The sequence below is a fragment of the Microcoleus sp. D3_18_C2 genome (assembly GCF_036702395.1).
Classification (GTDB): Bacteria; Cyanobacteriota; Cyanobacteriia; order Cyanobacteriales; family Microcoleaceae; genus Microcoleus.
Map to the genome: position 1 here is coordinate 49,795 of NZ_JAUBTG010000021.1, position 18,538 is coordinate 68,332.

General features: G+C 47.3%; 13 protein-coding genes and 1 pseudogene. 9 read left to right on the top strand and 5 right to left on the bottom strand.

What is annotated here, in order from left to right; genetic code table 11:
* Positions 1-808: pseudogene (locus QUA88_RS15015) on the bottom strand (alpha-mannosidase); the annotation flags it as partial.
* A 342-nt stretch (positions 809-1,150) separates the two neighbouring features.
* Here QUA88_RS15015 and QUA88_RS15020 point away from each other — a divergent pair.
* The 4 genes from QUA88_RS15020 (at position 1,151) to QUA88_RS15035 (ending at position 7,088) form a co-directional block, all read left to right on the top strand.
* Entirely contained in the window at positions 1,151-3,118 is a 1,968-nt protein-coding gene (locus tag QUA88_RS15020; RefSeq protein WP_333272408.1) for a hypothetical protein, read from the top strand.
* 78 nt (positions 3,119-3,196) lie between these two features.
* Complete coding sequence (locus QUA88_RS15025; protein ID WP_039887172.1) at positions 3,197-3,313, top strand: photosystem II reaction center protein I; 117 nt, start codon at positions 3,197-3,199, stop codon at positions 3,311-3,313.
* 443 nt (positions 3,314-3,756) lie between these two features.
* Positions 3,757-6,285: a DUF3769 domain-containing protein gene (locus QUA88_RS15030; protein WP_333272411.1), complete on the top strand. Its 2,529-nt coding sequence runs from the start codon at positions 3,757-3,759 to the stop codon at positions 6,283-6,285.
* A gap of 131 nt (positions 6,286-6,416) precedes the next feature.
* Positions 6,417-7,088: a hypothetical protein gene (locus tag QUA88_RS15035; protein WP_333053080.1), complete on the top strand. Its 672-nt coding sequence runs from the start codon at positions 6,417-6,419 to the stop codon at positions 7,086-7,088.
* Positions 7,089-7,113: 25 nt separating this feature from the next.
* On the opposite strand, the gene QUA88_RS15040 is transcribed toward QUA88_RS15035, so the two are convergent.
* On the bottom strand, positions 7,114-7,629 hold the full coding sequence (locus QUA88_RS15040; RefSeq protein ID WP_333053082.1) for a phycobiliprotein lyase: 516 nt from the start codon (positions 7,627-7,629) through the stop codon (positions 7,114-7,116).
* 703 nt (positions 7,630-8,332) lie between these two features.
* Here QUA88_RS15040 and QUA88_RS15045 point away from each other — a divergent pair.
* On the top strand, positions 8,333-10,561 hold the full coding sequence (locus QUA88_RS15045; protein WP_333053084.1) for a hypothetical protein: 2,229 nt from the start codon (positions 8,333-8,335) through the stop codon (positions 10,559-10,561).
* 77 nt (positions 10,562-10,638) lie between these two features.
* On the opposite strand, the gene QUA88_RS15050 is transcribed toward QUA88_RS15045, so the two are convergent.
* The 3 genes from QUA88_RS15050 to QUA88_RS15060 form a co-directional block, all read right to left on the bottom strand.
* Positions 10,639-11,313: a Uma2 family endonuclease gene (locus QUA88_RS15050; protein WP_333053086.1), complete on the bottom strand. Its 675-nt coding sequence runs from the start codon at positions 11,311-11,313 to the stop codon at positions 10,639-10,641.
* A gap of 226 nt (positions 11,314-11,539) precedes the next feature.
* Positions 11,540-12,949 carry a heterodisulfide reductase-related iron-sulfur binding cluster gene (locus QUA88_RS15055; protein ID WP_333272415.1) on the bottom strand — a complete coding sequence of 470 codons (1,410 nt, stop codon included), beginning with the start codon at positions 12,947-12,949 and terminating at the stop codon, positions 11,540-11,542.
* Between the two features lie 356 nt (positions 12,950-13,305).
* Positions 13,306-14,742 (bottom strand): FAD-binding oxidoreductase, encoded by a 1,437-nt coding sequence (locus QUA88_RS15060; RefSeq protein WP_333053089.1) that lies wholly within the window; start codon positions 14,740-14,742, stop codon positions 13,306-13,308.
* Positions 14,743-14,839: 97 nt separating this feature from the next.
* Between QUA88_RS15060 and QUA88_RS15065 the strand changes: the two genes are divergently transcribed.
* The 4 genes from QUA88_RS15065 to QUA88_RS15080 all read left to right on the top strand — a co-directional run bounded on the left by QUA88_RS15065 (position 14,840) and on the right by QUA88_RS15080 (position 18,481).
* Positions 14,840-16,303, top strand: coding sequence for an ATPase domain-containing protein (locus tag QUA88_RS15065; protein ID WP_333053090.1), 1,464 nt, complete (start codon positions 14,840-14,842; stop codon positions 16,301-16,303).
* A 408-nt stretch (positions 16,304-16,711) separates the two neighbouring features.
* A complete protein-coding gene (locus QUA88_RS15070) occupies positions 16,712-17,083 on the top strand; it encodes a response regulator (protein WP_333053092.1) in 372 nt (123 codons plus the stop codon).
* Positions 17,080-18,240, top strand: coding sequence for an ATP-binding protein (locus tag QUA88_RS15075; RefSeq protein WP_333053094.1), 1,161 nt, complete (start codon positions 17,080-17,082; stop codon positions 18,238-18,240). Before QUA88_RS15070 ends, QUA88_RS15075 begins: the two co-directional genes overlap by 4 nt.
* A gap of 19 nt (positions 18,241-18,259) precedes the next feature.
* Entirely contained in the window at positions 18,260-18,481 is a 222-nt protein-coding gene (locus tag QUA88_RS15080) for a DUF4079 domain-containing protein (RefSeq protein ID WP_333053095.1), read from the top strand.
* The last annotated feature ends 57 nt before the right edge of the window (positions 18,482-18,538 follow it).

Here is an 18,538-nt window from a genome sequence, read left to right on the forward strand (position 1 = left end):
TTCTTCCTCCCTCTGCGCCCTCTGTGTCCTCTGCGGTTCCATCATCTAAATCCCCCAAAAAAGCCCGCAGATATCCCAGTAAATTGTGCCGCAAAACAGACAGCGAGCGATCGAACTTATCGCGATCGCCCACCGCCGCCCAATCAATCAAACCCATAGCCAAATCAATCTCAGATTTCAGCATTTCCCCCTTGACAAACCTGGGGCGATTTGCTATTATTTCGGTGGGGAGGTATTGGGAATTTTTAATTTCTAAATTTCGACTAAGCGAATTTTGCAAAATCTCTAATTCGGCAGCCACAAAACCCGGATCGAAACAAGAAGAGTCAGCAGCTTCGTACAAACAAATCGATCGCACTAAAGCACCGCTATCGTGACCCGGACTTACCAACCGCAAAATTACTAAAAATTCATCTCCGGGATTGGCCGACGAACTCAACAAAACTCGATCGGCAAAATCAAATAAATCTCCCTGTCCGACCAACTCGCCGTTGACAAAAATTTGAGCATCTTCCGCCCACCAAGTCAAGCCCAGTAGCAACCGCAAACCAACCACAGGATAGCCGTGCAAATTGTCAGGAATTACAAATTGCTGACCCAAATACAAAACTTGCTTCCCCGACGGCCAAGTAATATGTCCTTTGCTGTTAAGTTCGACAACAGGACTGTTACAAATATTTACCGAAGAGACAGCAGAGTCAGAATCGCAGTACCTCCAACCAGACTGAACCTCCACTTGGCTGAGGCGGCGCAACTTTTCGACAGTGGCAGAAATATTGTTGCTAGCAGGTGACACAGAAGCGCTCATATTTCGCTAAAATAGGAATTGTGTATTAATCAAAAATCGGATTGAACTCACATCTTGCACTATTCTCAAGAACAGGCAAGATGCCTGTTCCACAAAGAGTGAATTTTCTTGTGGGGAGTAGGGGGTGGGCATCCTGCAGTCAGTAAAAGGCTTATTGACATTGGTGCAATATCTTATATCGAACCGCGAAGACGCGTTCGGCGAAGCCGTTCCCGAAGGGTAGGACGCGAAGAAATAAAGGTTTCAGAGGGTTTGAAGCTTCGATTAAGATATCGCTTTGATTTTACAGCAAATTCAGCAATTCCGGCGCGAATCAAAAATCTGAATTCAAGAATTAAACTTATGTCCAACGGTTACTACGGCCCATACCAAAGCCGATTATTAAATTTTATATCGAAACAGTCCCGCCAAGTCGCCGACAATTGCGATCGAACTTGGCGTCAAATTAAAGAAACAACTCTCACCGCCACCCAAATTCTGCTTTATCCAGCTTATTTGCTGGTGCAAAGTTCCCGAATGCTGGGCCGACAGTTGCGGGCATCAAGTCAAAAAATAGATTTACCGGAACTGCAAGAATTTGGCGGTGACGAAAATGCCGATTTGCCACAAAATTGGTATCAGGGGGAAGTTTCCGAAGAAAGTTCGATCGCCGAAATTTTGCACCTCGCCGAAAATTTACTAACCTCGTCGCAAACCGCGAAAACTTTAGCCAGCTTCCCGCTGTTAATAAATCAGGGAAATGCTGCTAGCGATTTACATCCGGCTATCAATTTTAGCGGACAAACCGCCAAGCATCAAACCACTTCCGTCTTAGAACACCCGCTGGCTAAAACTGAATTAAAACCCCAGCCGAAAGTTGAGGGAATTGCCAGTTTTATACCAGCCCGCACTTTAGTATTGGTGGGAAGAGAAAATCAGATATTAGATATTTTGACACCCGAACAGCAGGAAATGCTTGAAGGTTGCATAACTTGGGAAGTAGCCAACAGCGGGCCGGAACGACGGGAAATTACCCAAAAAGAATTAAAATTTAATCTCGGTTTGGAGTCAGCGGCGAAAAAAGCGCAGTTACCGCCGATGCGTCGTTTTTGGGAATTGATGGCCTGGCTTCAGACGAGTCCGGTTGCCCTCAAAAGAAATCAGTTTGGAGAATCAATCCTCGCAGTTAAAAAATCGATCGACCGCAATGCCATCCTAGTCCAAAAAGCCCGCGCGCAGATCGAAGCAAAAACCGCACAGCAGTCAATTGCGGCATCGAATTCGATCGACCACAATACCCCAAAACTAGAAACTAATTTTAACAGCAAGTTCGATCGACCCCCAACTCCTCTCTCCTTTGTTACATTACTCGATCGCGCCGCCGTCAACATCGAGGAATTAACCCTCCCGCCAGCGGCAAAAACAACCGCCGCACCCACGGAAGCCCCCGGAGTCAAAATTGACACATCCGGCACAGATGCCAATGTAGATTTTTCCGCCCGTGACATCCTCGAAAAATACGCTAGAAACATCGAACAAATGATTTGGTCGTCAGTAGACCACCTTTTGGGCAAAGAAACGGCAGCCAGTGATAATACGGAGAAATCAGTTGCAATTCAGTATTATTTGAAACAGCGACAAGAACAAGAAAACACCCAAAATAGCCCAGAGGTCGATCGACCGTGGCTCAACTGGCAAGACTTATTCGGGGAAGCAGCACCGCCGCATTTAATCGACGGCAGTTCCGAAACCGATGTAGCACAAACTAGCCCAAAAGTCAAGCAGGAAATAGCAGAAGTAGGAGAATTGCCCGAAGGTCGATCGATCGCAGTCTCAATATCCCCTTACCCCGAAGCACTTCACCGCCTGCTAGGGCAGCTAAAACAGAGCTTGCTCACAAAAAGCCCAAATACTCAACCCCAAACAGCATCTGATTTATCAGATTTAGCAGTTACTCAAAAAAATAGCTCTGCACTCGCAGCAGAATCAACCCCAGGGCGCGCGCCGGAAACCCAAGTGCCAAAAAACACCAACCCGAACACCGCACAAAACAACAAATCCCCAGCAGCAATCACCCCGCAAACCAGCAGATACACCGCCCCAACCCGCGCTGCTGCTGAACCAAAAAATCCCAGCGCAGGCGTCCCACCAGAGGGCGAATACTTAGAAACAAAAGCAGAATCGATGGGATACATTAAGCACCCCCTAGAACAAGTGCTCGAATGGCTCGATCGAGTTATGCTGCGGCTAGAAAACATCGCCGAGCAACTCTGGAATTGGGCAAAAATCAACTTGCCAAAAATCCTCAAAAGCAAAGATAAAATTGACTAATCTTTAGCTTATGATAAAAAAGTTGCGGCAACAGCAGCAAATCAGCTCAGTATTAGGCCATCTTTGGAGACTCCCACAGTGCTAACCCTCAAAATCGTAGTTAATGTAGTTGTTTTATTTTTTGTTTCCCTGTTCATATTTGGATTTTTGTCCAATGACCCAGCCCGGAACCCCAACCGCAGAGACATGGAATAAACAACTTATCTCGCCCGCAGAGTAGGGGCGCGTCACCGCAGCCCCTGCAACAGCCGACAAACCCGCAAAAATTAGTCGGACAAAACTTGACAATCCAAGCATCCAGGATACAAGCCCCCTGATTCATCAGTCCAGAAATAAAAAACCTGTATCCGATAAAGGAGCCCCCGAATTGATCCGTGGGGTAAATGCTTCAAATCTAAAATCTAAAATCTAAAATCTAAAATCGATTGACCTCGCACCGCCAGCGAGGTTATCTTGTGGCGGAAGCAAGTTCTGAAAGCAGCCCTATTCCGGCGCGCCAAAGCCACTGCAAATTTTAGATGTCAGATTAATCTCTAAACAGTTACCTTTTAGATGCAAAATTTTCAATAAATTGCACCCTATAAAATCTAAAATCTAAAATCTAAAATCTAAAATCGGATGACTTACCTGTAGTAACTATGCCCTATCCGGTACCGCCGCCAGAACCCCCTGGCATCATCTACATCGCAAAGCCAAAAAAAGTCGCCCTCACTGTCGCGGCCGGCGATGGAGACACCCTCCGCAACCCCGCAGAAATACCGGAACCAAGCCCAGACATCGTTCAGCCAGAACCCACACCAGCCCCAGCAGAACCCGCAGCCACACTCCTCGGCACCACTGCAGCCACCGATGGGCCTCCAGAAATCGCCGACCCCCTAGCGGAAGTCGAAAGCGGCCACGCAGTGGTGGGATTTCAGCGTCAGGCCCCTGTGGAAGAACCCGAAACTGCGGAAACTCCGAAAGATTCCTCGTTTACAGCTTACCAATTGGGTTCGGTAGAAAATGCCATTGCCATTCGGAATCGGGAACGAACCGCAGAGGCGCAGAGAAAACAGGAGAGAAATCTTGCCGGAAAGCAGGAAAGTTGGTATCAGGCCCAAGGCCGACAGTTAGAAGATAACTCTCCCCAACCTGCTGAAATTCCCGTTCCAGAACCCGCCCTAGAACCAGAACCCAGCGGGCAACAGCAGTTCGACATTCCCGCACCAGCAACCACCCCCGCACCCAGAACCCCCCCTGCGCCGACACCGAAACCTAAACCAGCCGCGCCGGGAGTCCGCACCGCCCCTTCTGGGCGGACGGTGCCTTTTCCCGTGACTCCAGCCGATACTATCGAAGTTAAGGCTGACAGCCAAGAATTCGACGACAAGCAGCAAATTGTGACGGCGGTTGGTAATGTCGTCGTGCGGTTCCGGCAAACTGTGATTGATGCCGATCGAGCGATTGTCAACTTAGTCACCCGCCAAGTGGTAGCATCCGGCAATGTCGCCTATACCCGCGGGCAACAAGTAGTGCGCGGCCAGCGGATGGAGTTCAATCTCGGCCTCAACAGCGGCGCAGTCGAACAAGCAAGAGGCGAAATATTCCTGCCCGCAGCAGGTAGCGAATTGACTCCCACACTGCCGACAGATATTAGTGCCGGGACGATTCTCGAACAGCCACTGAGCGATCGAATTACCAGCCAGCAGCCCCTGCGCGGAGTCAGATCCCCCGGCGCTGCTACAGTAACTCTCGGTGGGGGTGGACAGCTAGCAGCCCCCCAAGTGGTCGGCGCCGTCAACCGCATCCGCTTTGAAGCAGAACGCATCGAACTGCTGCCAGACGGCGCGAGGGTAGCAACCAACATTCGGCTTACTAACGACCCGTTTTCCCCCCCGGAATTTGAATACAGGGCCCGGACGGCGACGATTAGAAGGATTTCGCCCACGGCAGAGGAATTAGTCACAACGAAACCCCGCTTGGTGTTCGACAACCGAGTGAAAATACCCGTGTATCCCCGCAGGCAAGTGTTTGACAGCAGGCAGCAGAGCGGCCCGTGTTTGACCTTTGGCTACGACGGAGGCGAACGCGGCGGTTTGTATGCCGAGTGCGGTTTTGAGGTGTTGCAAAACGGGCCGGTGCGGCTGACTCTGACGCCCCAAATTTACCTGCAGCGTCTCGTGGCAGAGAACGGCGGCAATCCGTTTTCTCCCGACAGCTACGGGCTGAAAGCGAGGTTGGGCGCTAGTCTGGGCCCGCGTACCAGGCTGGACGGATCGGCAATATTTCTGAGTTTTGAAAATTTCCCGAACTTGCCGGAAGACAGCTTTCGGGGCAATTTGCGCCTGCGACAGTCGATCGGCACTCACACTCTGGCCGCAGAATACAGTTATCGCGATCGACTGTTTAACGGTTCTCTGGGCTTTCAAACCGTGCAGAGCAGCCTGGGGGCAGTCCTGACTTCCCCAGTCATCCCACTCGGAGGCACGGGCATCAATCTCAGCTACCAAGCTGGGTATCAATTTATCAATGCTGACACCGATCGACCAGACTTGCTCGAACCAGTGCGGGAAAACAACCGCATCGATCTGGGCCGTTCCCAAGTTAGCTTTGCCTTGAGTCGCGGCTTCAACTTGTGGGAGGGCGAACCGCTGCCCCGCACTCCCACCCAGGGTTTGAGGTATACGCGGACGCCGGTGGTTCCTTTCTTGCAACTAGCCTTGGGACTCCGGGGAGTTGGTACTTATTACAGCAGTGGCGATCGACAAAATTCCCTCGCCCCCAGCGTCGGCATTCAAGGGCAGTTCGGTCATTTCTCCCGCCCTTTCCTCGATTACACTGGGTTTAACGTGACTTATACCCAAGTGGGGCGCGACGGTGTATCGCCGTTTTTATTCGATCGCCTAGTAGATTTGAGAGTCCTGTCTTTTGGACTTGTCCAGCAAGTTTACGGAGGCTTTCGAGTTGGATTTCAAAGTGCTATTAATTTAGAAAGCGGGGAAACAATCAGTACGAATTACACTCTAGAATACAGCCGCCGCAGCTACGCAATCATTTTGCGTTTTAATCCTGAGCGTCAAGTCGGCAGCCTGACTTTTAGAATTAGCGACTTCAACTGGAATGGGACTCCCCAACCTTTTTCCGGGGACGCGCGAACTGTAGAAGGAGGAGTGCGTTTATCTGATTAATTCAATTGGTAATTGGTAATTAGTGATTGGGAATTGGTCATTGGGAATTGGTCATTGGGAATTTTGAACCAACCGTCAACAGAAAACAGTCCACAGAAAACAGTCAACAGTCAACAGTCAACAGACAACACATGACAGAAGTGACCGCAATATCTGCACAAGCAGCGGCTCTGCTGGTTCACTACGGTTTTGACCTAGGTGGCAAAAAAGCCGAGAAATTGGCGGGTGAATGGCTGACCAAGTATCCCGGCTATTGGCTGCGTTTAGCAGTGGTTGAAGCGCTTTATCAAGGGCGCTACAAGGCTGTTTCTGTGGGACAGCTATTGAGTATGTGGCATCGGATAGGTCAACCTCTCTATCATTTCAATCGCGAGTTTGAACGCTTGGTATGCAATAATTTTCCTCAAAATTTAACGGGGGAAAGTGCTGCTCAACTGTCACCGGAAGATATACTTTTATCGCACCAGGAACCGGAAGTAAGTGCCGCAGAGTTAGATTTGCGTGGGCCGTCAGAGGCGCAACTGGATGTGGCGCTTCAAGCAGAAGTCCCAAACACAGAGGCCCAGGAAACAGGAAAATTACCTGCTGCCGACGATCGCACAAAAGAAAATACAGAATTTGTAGTATATGAAGATGTGGCTGTTACTGCCCTCGCCGATCGAGCCGAAGTTGAGCACAAATTAGCGGACAAACCTGTGGCAAAATCATTCCCAGTTGTCAAACACACTGATTTTCATACCAAGTTAAAAGCGATTGCCAGAGAAGGCCGAAGAAAGAAGGGAGAAAGCAGAAATAGAGTGTAAACTTTGGGAACTATATAGTTATTTTTCACTTTTCACTTGGGGCACTTACTCCCATCCGAATTTCCGAACAAAAAGAAGCTTGTTCCGTACCGTTAGCTTGCTTAACAACGCTAGTCCGCAGCCGCAAATTGGGCATGAGATACCACAGCCTTTCTTCCGCATGGAGGGTGTCTGATTCTGTAATCAATGTCAGCACGTCGTCGCCCATCACGTAGCGACTATTACCCTTGTCTTGCAACACTTTGCCTTCGCTTGGATTGTCGGGATTTGGTACGATCGCTAGTATTGTAGAACCGATTTGTTTAGCTTGGTCGCGATCGGGAATACCGTCCCAACTAATCCGAACGCTAGTTAGCTTAGTTGAAGCCGGGTTAATCGAGTGTTGTTGGCAAAGTTTAACGACTGCTGCATCGCTAGCTGTCAGTATTTCTATTTTGAGGTCGGATTTACCTGCCTGCAATTCCCCAGAATGGAGATTGTGTACGGTACGCTGAGAAAACCATTTACCTGCACTTAACTCGAAAAACTCGATAACATCCATGAAATTTGTCTCTAAAGTCAATACTGCTTTATTTGCGATCGTGACTTGCGCGCTATGGAGTCAGAAACCCGGTTTCTTCCTACGTACCTAGCGGTCAAACCAATGATTTTGTCTAGAAACCCGGTTTAATAGTGCAAGTCCTTTTCTATATTTTAGAGGAAGGGGGCGCACCTGCAAAGCTTTCTGAGAGCTTTAGGTGAAACAGATTGCAGATGCCGCCCTGGTAGCAAACCCAACCAGGGGGACATCTGCCTCCCTGATGTGGCCGACTTGAGAGAAAATTAGAGCATCCGCCATCATGTTTCGTTATAAAAAGTCTTTTTCGCACTTTCAATAGGATTGCGATACCTGAAAATTTTTAGCTTGAGAGTGTTTATCGATCGACCATTGCCCAAAGAGCCGCTATGTTAAGAAAAACAAAGATATATGTCAGCTTTTGTCGCTCAATCGGTAAATTGGGCGTTGCTGAGTTGAATTATATTGGCCGCGATTTATTGTAATCGCACTGCTTGAAAATTCTCAAAGCAGACTTCGACTAAAAAACAAGCAATTCATCGAACCATCACCAAACCGAGGACAGCAAGCCTATAGCACATAGCATTCAAATATGTCATGCTAAGTCTAAGAGAAAAGATTCTCGATCGGCTTTTCGGTAGGGTGCAGCTAGCGATCGTATACATTTAAAGAACACATCCGTAAATTTATGACCGAGTTTAAACAAGGGCTGGATCAAATCCAGCCCGCAGAACAGACGAACTACCTGGGAATATTGCCCAGTCAGCTAGCAGCGACTTCAGACTCCGAAAAATTATACAGCTTACTAACAGATTACAATTTTATTAAAGCCAAGCTGTCAGCATCGGGAGTACAGGCGCTAATAGAAGATTACGATTTAGCAACAAGTCCCGATATTATTTCAGACCAAAAAGCCGAACGACTCAAATTAATCCAAGAAGCAATTCGGCTGTCAGCCCACATTCTAGCCGCAGATAAAAGCCAACTAGCCACCCAACTAATAGCCCGCTTGATGCGCTTTGAAAGTCCAGAAATTCAAGCCCTGCTAGCACAGGCAAAACATCAAACAACCCCCTGGCTGCGACCGCTAACGCCCAGCTTTACCCCTCCCGGCGGGAGATTGCTGCGTACCCTCACCGGACATACAGACTGGGTACAAGGTGTAGCAATCACCCCCGACGGCAAGCGGGCAATTTCTGCGTCCTCCGACCACACTCTTAAAATTTGGCACTTAGAAACAGGAGAAGAACTTGGCACCCTCAAAGGTCATCTTACCTACGTCAATGCTGTAGCTGTAACCCCCGACGGTACTAAAGTAATTTCCGGTTCTTGGGACAATACAATTAAAATTTGGGATTTAGAAACAGCGACAGAAATATTTACCTTTGCAGGCGATACTTTTGCCGTAGAAGCAGTAGCAGTAACTCCCGACGGCAAGCGAGTAATTTCAGGTTCTTGGGATGGCAGTATTAAAGTTTGGGATTTGACAAGCAGGGAAGTAATTTTTAACTTCAAAGGTCACAGCAGTTTTGTCCAGTCCGTAGCAGTAAGTCCTGATAGCAAACGGTTAATTTCCGGGTCGGGAGACAACAGCATGAAAGTCTGGAACATAGAAACCGGAAAAGAACTTTTTACTCTCACCGGTCATACAGACTGGGTAAAAAGTGTAGCCGTTACTCCCGACGGCGAAAAAATAATTTCCGGCAGCTACGACGAAACTGTTCAAGTCTGGAGTTTGTCAGAAAGAAAGCAACTTTTCACTTTAGGAAAACACAGCAGTTTCGTTCAAGCTGTGGCTGTTACCCCCGACGGCAAACGGGTAATTTCGGCTGCCGGCGACAAAACGCTGAAAGTTTGGAATCTCGAAACAAAAGAAGAACTTTTCACTTTTACCAATCACATAGCCCCAGTGAATGCTGTGGCCGTTACCCCGGACGGCAAGAGGATAGTTTCTGGTTCCTCTGACAAAACTCTCAAAGTTTGGCACTTAGAAACAGGCAAAGAAAATTTATCATTTGCAGGTCACGATGACTGGGTAAATGCCGTAGCAGTGACGGCGGACGGTACGAAAGCGATTTCCGGTTCAGGAGACAACAGCATTAAAGTCTGGAATCTCAAAAAGGGACAGGAAATTTTAACTATTTCGGGGCATCAAGATTGGGTAAAAGCGATCGCAATCACACCGGATAGCAAGCGAGTAGTTTCGGGTTCCGGCGACAAAACTGTGAAAGTTTGGGATATAGAAACCGGAAAAGAAATCTTTACTTTCACGGGTCACACAGACTGGGTAAATTCTGTGGCAGTGACGCCAGACGGAACGATGGCGATTTCCGGTTCTGGAGACAAAACTATTAAAGTTTGGAATCTAGAAACAGGAGAGGAAGTTTTTACTTTTTTAGGTCATGAGGACGGGATAAAAGCTGTGGCAGTTACTCCCGACAGCAAGCGGGTTATTTCGGCTTCCGGCGACCAAACTCTGAAAATTTGGAGTTTGGGTAAAGAAAAGAATATTTTGGCAAATTTCTGGAATTTAGCCGTCAAAAATCTACTTTTCACTCTCAAAGGTCATGAGAGTTTTGTGAATGCTGTGGCAGTTACGGCGGATGGCAAATGGGCGATTTCAGGAGGGCGGGAACAGAATTTGAAAGTTTGGGATTTGTCAAGTAGAAAAGAAGTTTTTACTTTGGCAGGTCATGCAGATGCGGTAACATCGGTGGCGACTATGGGAACAAAGGCAATTTCTGTTTCGGACGATAATACTCTCAAAGTTTGGGATTTGTTAAGTCGAGAAGTAATTGCTAGTTTCAGCGGAGATAGTGCTTTGAAAGCTTGCGCTATTGCACCGGATGGGGTGACAATCTTAGTGGCGGAAGCTTCGGGACAGGTGCATTTTTTGAGGTTAGAAGACGGGAAATAGTCATTAGTCATTAGTCATTATGCCGATCGCACTTTTGCTAAAATTTAAAAGTGCGATGGTCTTTTCCCCCATCTAGTTTACAATTGTTCCGGGTCAATTCCCATCGATCGCAGTCTTTCTGCTAGGACAGCAGCCCGCTGTTCAGCTTGTTCTGCCCGCAGTCGTTCTTGTTCCAAGCTGCGAGAAACATCCTCATAACTTGTAAACGGTTGGCCGTCAGGGCGATAAATTTGCAACTCTTCACCCGACAAATCAAAGCGAATTCCCAGTCGGGGACTGACCCAATTTTCGATCGCATCAATTACGTCCAAACGCCCCTGTGAACGCATCCAACCGCTGAAATCGTTGCGTTCCGGGTCGTACAGGTAATATTCCTCTACCCCGTGGCGATCGTAAAATACCTGTTTTTTATTCATTTCTGTTAGCCTGTTACCGGGAGAAAGAATTTCAAACACTACTTGTGGCGCGATATTTTCTTCTTCCCACTGCTTGTAAGAACCCCTATCTCCTTTCGGTCTGCCCAAGACTACCATCACATCCGGGCCGATAGAAGTTTTGTTATCTCCTTCAACAGGATACCACAGCAAATTTCCGGCGACAAATACATTCGGGTCATCCGCAAATAGCCACGCTAAATTTTGTTGAATGATGAGTATCCAGCGAAATTGTTTGGTATTGTCTGACATTGGTTCGCCGTCGCTGTCGGGGTAAATTACATCAGGTTTTTGAGGAGACTTAAGTTGAGTTACCATAACTGTTGTCCGGGGTTAGGGACTGTTTAATTTAATTTTAGCTTGTAGGAAGAGTGAAAAGTGCGATTAAGAGCGGGATAGCTAAGCCGCGCGTACTTTCTCAATACAATAACCTATTCATATTTCTCTCTCTTCTCTTCCTCTGCGCCCTCTGCGCCCTCTGCGGTTCATAAAAAAAATCTCACTCAGCAGCGAAAATAGGGCAGACACCGCCCGCCCTACAAAACTACTTCCTCAGCAACTTCACCCCGCGAATCGAATAATCCAAAAGCTCAATTGGGTGCATCAAAGTAACTGTTTTTCCCTGCAACTCCAAATGCTTCTTAATTTGCAAAGAACAACCCGGATTAGAAGAAGCAATCAACTCCGCCCCAGTATTCAGCAAATTCTCCACCTTTTGCACACCCAACTCATCAGCAACCTCCGGCTGAAGCATATTGTAAACCCCCGCACTCCCGCAGCACAAAGCCGCATCCACAGGTTCTTTTAACTTCACCCCAGGGATTTGTTGCAGCAACTGACGCGGCTGCAAACTAATCTTTTGCCCGTGCAACAAATGACAAGCATCCTGATATACAATTGTCAAATCTCCCTCAATCAAAGGATTGAGTTTCGCCGTAATTCCCGCACTTGCCAAAAACTCTTGCACGTCCTTAACATTAGCAGCAAATTTCTCAGCTTTCTCCCGATAATCAGGGTCATCCGTTAAAATGTGACCGTATTCTTTCAAAGTATGGCCGCACCCAGCAGCGTTGATAATCACAAAATCAACACCCGTATTTTCAAAGCTATCAATCATTTGTCTCGCCAAGGCTTTCGCCTGTTGGGCTTGGCCTTGGTGTTCCGGCAAAGCAGCACAGCATCCCTGACTTTTAGGAACCACAACCTCGCAACCGTTAGCCGTCAAAACACGCACAGTAGCCTCATTAACTGGCGAAAATAACAGCCGCTGCACGCAGCCTAAAATCACGCCGACTCGATAGCGTTTCTCCCCTTGTGCCGGAATTACCTCTGGTAAATTATCCCGGAAAGAATCGACAGTAACTTTCGGCAAAATTGATTCCATCGCCGCCAAGCGGGGAAAGACTTTTTTCAGCAAACCTGTTTTGCGGACAAGTTTTGGCAGTCCTAATTTTTGATAAATAAATAGCGGTACCAGCAAAGGCCGCAATCTGTGAGGATAAGGGAAGAGATTAAAAATCAGAGTGCGAATTACATTGTCGGAAAAAGTGCGTTCCTGATTTCTAGTAACTTGGTGGCGAGTAGCGGAAATTAACTTGTCGTATTGAACTCCAGACGGACAAGTTGTAACGCAGGCCAAACAGCCCAAACAAGTATCGAAATGCTGCGAGGTTGCTTCGTTTAAAGGTGCGTCGCCTTCGTTAATTGCATCCATTAAATAAATGCGGCCTCTGGGGGAATCCATTTCTTTGCCGAGTACGCGATAACTCGGACAAGTTGACAAACAAAAGCCACAGTGTACGCAAGTGTCGATTAATTTCGGATCGGGCGGATTGTTCGCGTCGAAACCTGGGATTTCGAGGGTTTGTAATTGGGGATTTTGTGCTAGAAAATTGCTTTCTTTTGCAGGTCTTAAATTGTCGCTGGGAAGTTGAGATTTTTCTGAAGTTTGCATATATGGGAGAAAGTTCGGCAACGAGCAATGTACGGGATGTAACGGATGTAACGGATGTCAGTCCGATGGAAGTCGGAAGAAGAAAGAAGGAATAAGAAAAAAAGTTTAGTTATCTAGGAGAGAAGTCAGAAGCAATCGATTGCTTATATTTCAGCAATTAAGAAAAGAACTTCCTAACAGTCAGGCGCGGTTGCTATGCTTAGCAAGCCTAAATCCATCAAGCAAACAAAACTTCTCTTCTTTTCTCTTTCTTCGCGGTCTTCGCGCCTTCGCGGTTCGTTAAAAAACAAATCTGGTTCACAAATGACATAGACCGGGATTCAAGAAATACCCAACTCCTGACTATAAACTTTAAACTAAATACCGCTGATAAAACGATCGGGACTCAAAAGATTTTCCGGGTCAAACTGCTGTTTGATCCGGCGCATTAAATCGATCGCACTTCCAGTATAGCCCCAAACATCTAACTGTTGCTTGATATCGGTCGGCGCTGCTAAAACAGTCAGAAAACCGCCTTTAGCTTCGCACCCTCTGCGTACCTGCAACAACGTATCCGCCGTCGCATTCTCAAACCGCAAAACCCCCAAACCGCTGCCTGCATGAATCCAAGCGTTCTGTATCGGCAATGTGTTAATTGCCGTTACAGCTTCCGACGGTCTGATTCCTATTTTGCAAATAATTGCCGACTTTGTGCCAGAATCCCACATTGTTTCTGGCAATCTTTGCCATAACTGATTCTCATCATTTTCGCCGTAGCTAGTGCCTTGCAAACCCAACTTTTCGCCAACTTCCAGCAAGCGGGCTGATTGTTGTTTAACACTTGGGGCGATACTTTGAAATCTGACGATTAATCCCGTGCCCTTTCCTAAGCCTAATTTTGCGACTAATTCAGGTGACAGCAAATCAACGGCACTTGGTGTCAAAGCAGAGGATAATAAGATTTGAGCCGTTTGGGACAAAGCATTAATTTCCCCTGTCAGCACTACGGTTCCCGATGATTCAGGCAGCGGATAAACTCGGAAAGTTACTTGACTTATGACGCCCAATGTGCCGTAAGCACCAGTAAACAGTTTCATCAAGTCGTAACCGGCGACATTTTTAACAACTCGACCCCCGGCTACGGCAATTTTACCGTCCGATCGCACAAAGGTAATTCCCAATAGCAAATCTCTCACCCCCCGATAGCGATGCCGCAAGGAACCCGCATCAGCAGTAGCGACAATGCCGCCCAAAGTTGCCTGTTGCGGATATGCTGGATCGATCGGCAAAAATTGACCTGCTGCAGCTAAAATTTGTTGCAAATCCGCAAACTTCATCCCCGCTTCCGCAGTCACCGTTAAATCGCCCACAGCGTGTTCTACAAGCCGATTGAGGCGCGAAGTGCTGACAGCCACAAGCCCCGCTGCATCAGGAGATACCCTTAAATCCCCCTTAAAAAGACCCACTTTGACAACATCTTGCTCCCCCCTTTGTAGGGGCGGTGCCCCCGTGCCCGCCCTGGGCCGGGGGGGATCGGAGTCTAATTTAACTAAACCGCCCCAATCAAGTTTGCTGCCACTGCCACAAGGCAAGACTGCACAGCGATGTTGCTGTGCCCAAGCAATGACGGCCGCCAGTTCTTCCTGAGTATTGGGGTAAACAGTACAATCCATTTTCGTGTCGGGGGCAACTGCTTTTTCTACCCGTTCTTGCCAAAATGGCTCTGTATCTTGCCAGCGACAGATGCCAGCAGCCCCGACAATACTTTCTAATTCTTGTATGCTTACGTAATTTTCGGTAGAAAAAGATTTCATGAAGGTTATCAGACGCCCGGTAAAAAAAATTATCAAAACACTGCCTAAAACCATTAAATATTAATACGGGCCCGATATTCAAAACATGAAGAAACAAATGTCTCAAAACCGAATTTCTGTGGGAATTACCGGTCTCAACGAAGTGATTGGCGGCGGCCTGATTCCTCAACGCTCTTATCTGGTGCGCGGCGGCCCGGGTACTGGCAAGACTACACTGGGCTTTCACTTTTTGGCAGCAGGTGTGGCTCTGGGAGAAACGCCCCTGTTTATTACTTTAGGAGAACCGGAAGCGCAATTGCGGGCCAATGCCACAAGTCTCGGTTTTGATATGGAAGCGATGGCGTTCCTCGATTTGAGTCCATCCTCAGAATTTTTTACAGAAGTTCAGACTTATGATATTTTCTCCCCCTCCGAGGTGGAGCGAGAACCGACTACACAAAAGATTATCGAGCGAGTCCAAGCTGTCAAGCCACAACGGGTGTTTTTGGACGCAATCACTCAATTTCGCTACTTAGCTGCGGATGAGTTTCAGTTTCGCAAGCAAGTTTTGTCTTTTCTGCGGTTTTTAGTCGAAGGGGGGGCGACGGTGGTGTTTACCTCCGAAGGCACTTCAAGTGCTCCCGATGACGATTTGCAATTCATCAGCGACGGGGTAATTTATTTAGAACTGCGCCCTGAAGGACGCGCCCTGACTGTCACCAAGCTGCGAGGCTCTAACTTCCGCAGCGGCCGCCATTCGCTGCGCCTGACTCAGGCTGGTATGGAGGTATTTCCGCGACTGCTTCCAGACAACTTTCAACAGGATTTTGTTGCTGAAGCAATTTCTTCTGGGGTTCCAGAAATTGACGAACTGCTGCACGGGGGACTGGAACGGGGGACTGTGACGGTGATTAGCGGGCCTAGCGGCGTGGGTAAAACGACGGTGGGGATTCAGTTTATGAAGGAAGCCGCAGGAAGGGGGGAGCGATCGGTAGTTTACATTTTTGAGGAGTCAAGTTCTACTCTGCTGCGCCGCTGCGAATCAGTTAACATCCCGGTTGGGGCGATGATTGGACAAGGAAGCCTTTCGGTGATACCCGTGGAACCTTTGCTGTACTCGCCGGATCAGTTTGCCTGTATGGTACGGCAGGAGGTGGAGCAGGAAAAGACGCGGATTGTGATGATTGACAGTATTTCTGGCTATCAGCTTTCGATGCAGGGACAAGATTTGGTGAACAATTTGCACGCTTTGTGCAAGTATCTGAAGAATATGGGAGTCACCGTTATCTTGATTAATGAGGTAGAAGCCATTAGCGGAGATTTTCGGCTGACCGAGATCGGAATTAGCTATTTGGCGGATAATCTTCTGTTTATACGCTATCTGGAACGCCAATTGCATAATAGGACAGAAATCCGCAAGGCGATCGGAGTAATTAAAAAACGAGTCAGCAATTTCGAGAGAACTCTGCGAGAACTCGAGATTACTCGCTACGGAATCAAAGTCAGCAAACCGATAGCGGGGCTGCGCGGCATTTTGAGTTCGGCGCCGGTGTGGATTGAGGGGGGAGCGGATGAAGATTGAATCGGGGTTTGTCCTGCTGTTTCTGGGCAAGTGCAGCTAATTTCGCAGTCGTGAATCTACTAATGAGTAGGGGGCGCACCGCGCACCTCACCACTAGCCTAAGTCCTGGAAAACTTAAATATATTGGTAAATTTGTGTATTTTTCGACTTTTATCGTAGTGTAGTTTTTAATTCTATGAAATACAGTAGGGGTACAGGGTACGCGGCAGTGTCCTGTACCCCAGCATCTGTACTTCACTCAACTGAAAACCTATGTAATAGTTCGCCGACAAGTAAGCTAATTCCAGATAGAAAAAGAATCCAACTTTATGCCACATCCCAACCCATATATAATCACTCACTCTCCAATCTAAAATCTAAAATCTAAAATCTAAAATGGTATAACCCGTATTCACAGGAACCTGATAAATGACTGGCAAATCAATAATTTTAGCCGTAGATCGCAATCATCGAAACTTGGAACTATTAGCACAATTTCTTAACAAAGAAGGATACCAGATGATCGCGGCTTATAACTTTGAAGATGTTGCACAAGCTATCAGTCAGCCTGCTAGGATCGGGATGGCTTTAGTAGATATTTCTGGTTTCGATCGCCGGATTTGGGACTGCTGCGAACAACTGCGAAATCACCAAATCCCTTTTCTGATACTCTCGCCCAAACAAAGCGCTGCTATTGGGCACGAAAGCCTCTGCCACGGGGCTCGGAATATGTTGGTAAAACCTTTGATCGTTAGAGATTTGCTATCCATTGTGCACAGCTTGCTAGGAGAATCTGCGTGAGTCAAATTTTATTGCTTGTCGAACAGAAAGAAAATCGCCGCCTGTTATTAGAATGGCTAGCTGTTTACTATGAGGTATTGCTGCCAAACTCCACAGATAATAGTGAGGATTTTTTACCATTTAATCAATCTTTTGACCTGGGGATAATTGACGGTATTTCCCTGAAACGCCACTGGCAATGGGTGGCAGCCCAAAAACAGGCAGAACACCCGGTATGCTTGCCTTTTCTTTTGATTACATCCCGCTCGGATGTAGGGATGGCAACGCAATTTATTTGGCAAAGTATTGATGATTTGATTATCGCTCCGATCGAGAAGATTGAATTGCAAGCGCGGGTGGAGATTTTGCTGCGATCGCGCCAGTTGTCTTTAACTCTCAAATTGTCTCACGACCAACTCGATCGCACTCTGCAAACAGCCCAAGAACTCAATGAGATGAAAACATCTTTGCTGTACATGATTGCCCACGACGTTCGCAATCCTTTGAATTTCATCATCGGCACTACACAACTTCTTAGCAAGTACAAGTTGACATTAACAGATGAGAAAACACAAGAACTTCTAGACAAAACTCAAGCAGCCGCCAAAGGTATAGATTTGTTATTAGATGATGTTCTGCTGCTGGGGCGTGTTGAGTCAGGACAAGCCGGGTTTTGCTTGCTACCGCTAGACTTAGCAAAGTTTTGTAATGAGTTGGTAGGCGAATTTCAGAGCAGCCTGAAGCTGAAACCTGAAAATGATCGGGTGACGCTGATTTTTGTGAATCACCATCAATCGGCTATGGCGTGTTTGGAGGTAAGCTTGCTCCGGCGAATTCTGGGCAATTTGCTGTCCAATGCTATTAAGTATTCTGCCCCCAATACCGAAGTAATTTTTGAATTAAAAGTTACTGAAACCGAGGCTATTTTTTCGGTACAGGATGCAGGAATTGGCATACCTTTAGCAGACCAAGGACGGCTTTTTGATTCATTTTACCGGGCTAAAAATGTCGGTCGAATTCCCGGTACTGGACTGGGGCTGAGCATTGTTAAAAAATGCGTGGACTTGCACGGTGGCGAAATTACGTTGAGCAGTGAAGAATGTGTGGGCAGTACATTTACAGTAACACTGCCGATCGCAAAACCAGGAAAAAAGCAAATCTCGCCTGCAACGCCTTAAACTAGATGCAGGCTTTTTCTTGGGATTTCAAGACGGGATTTTTCACAGGGATAATGTATGGCTGGTTTCTCATTTTTATTACGGACTCGATGGGACGCTTTTGATGGCTTTTTCGTGGGGAATTGCAGCGGAAATTAATCAGGAGCGATCGCACCGCTGGCGGAAAATTCACACTGGTTTAAACTGCATAGCGCTGCTGCTATTTCTCTGTCAAAGAGTAATATCATGTCCGATCGATTGACCATAATATCCCGGCCGGGGCGGGTTTTTGAGATTGTCAATTATTGGCAGATATTGT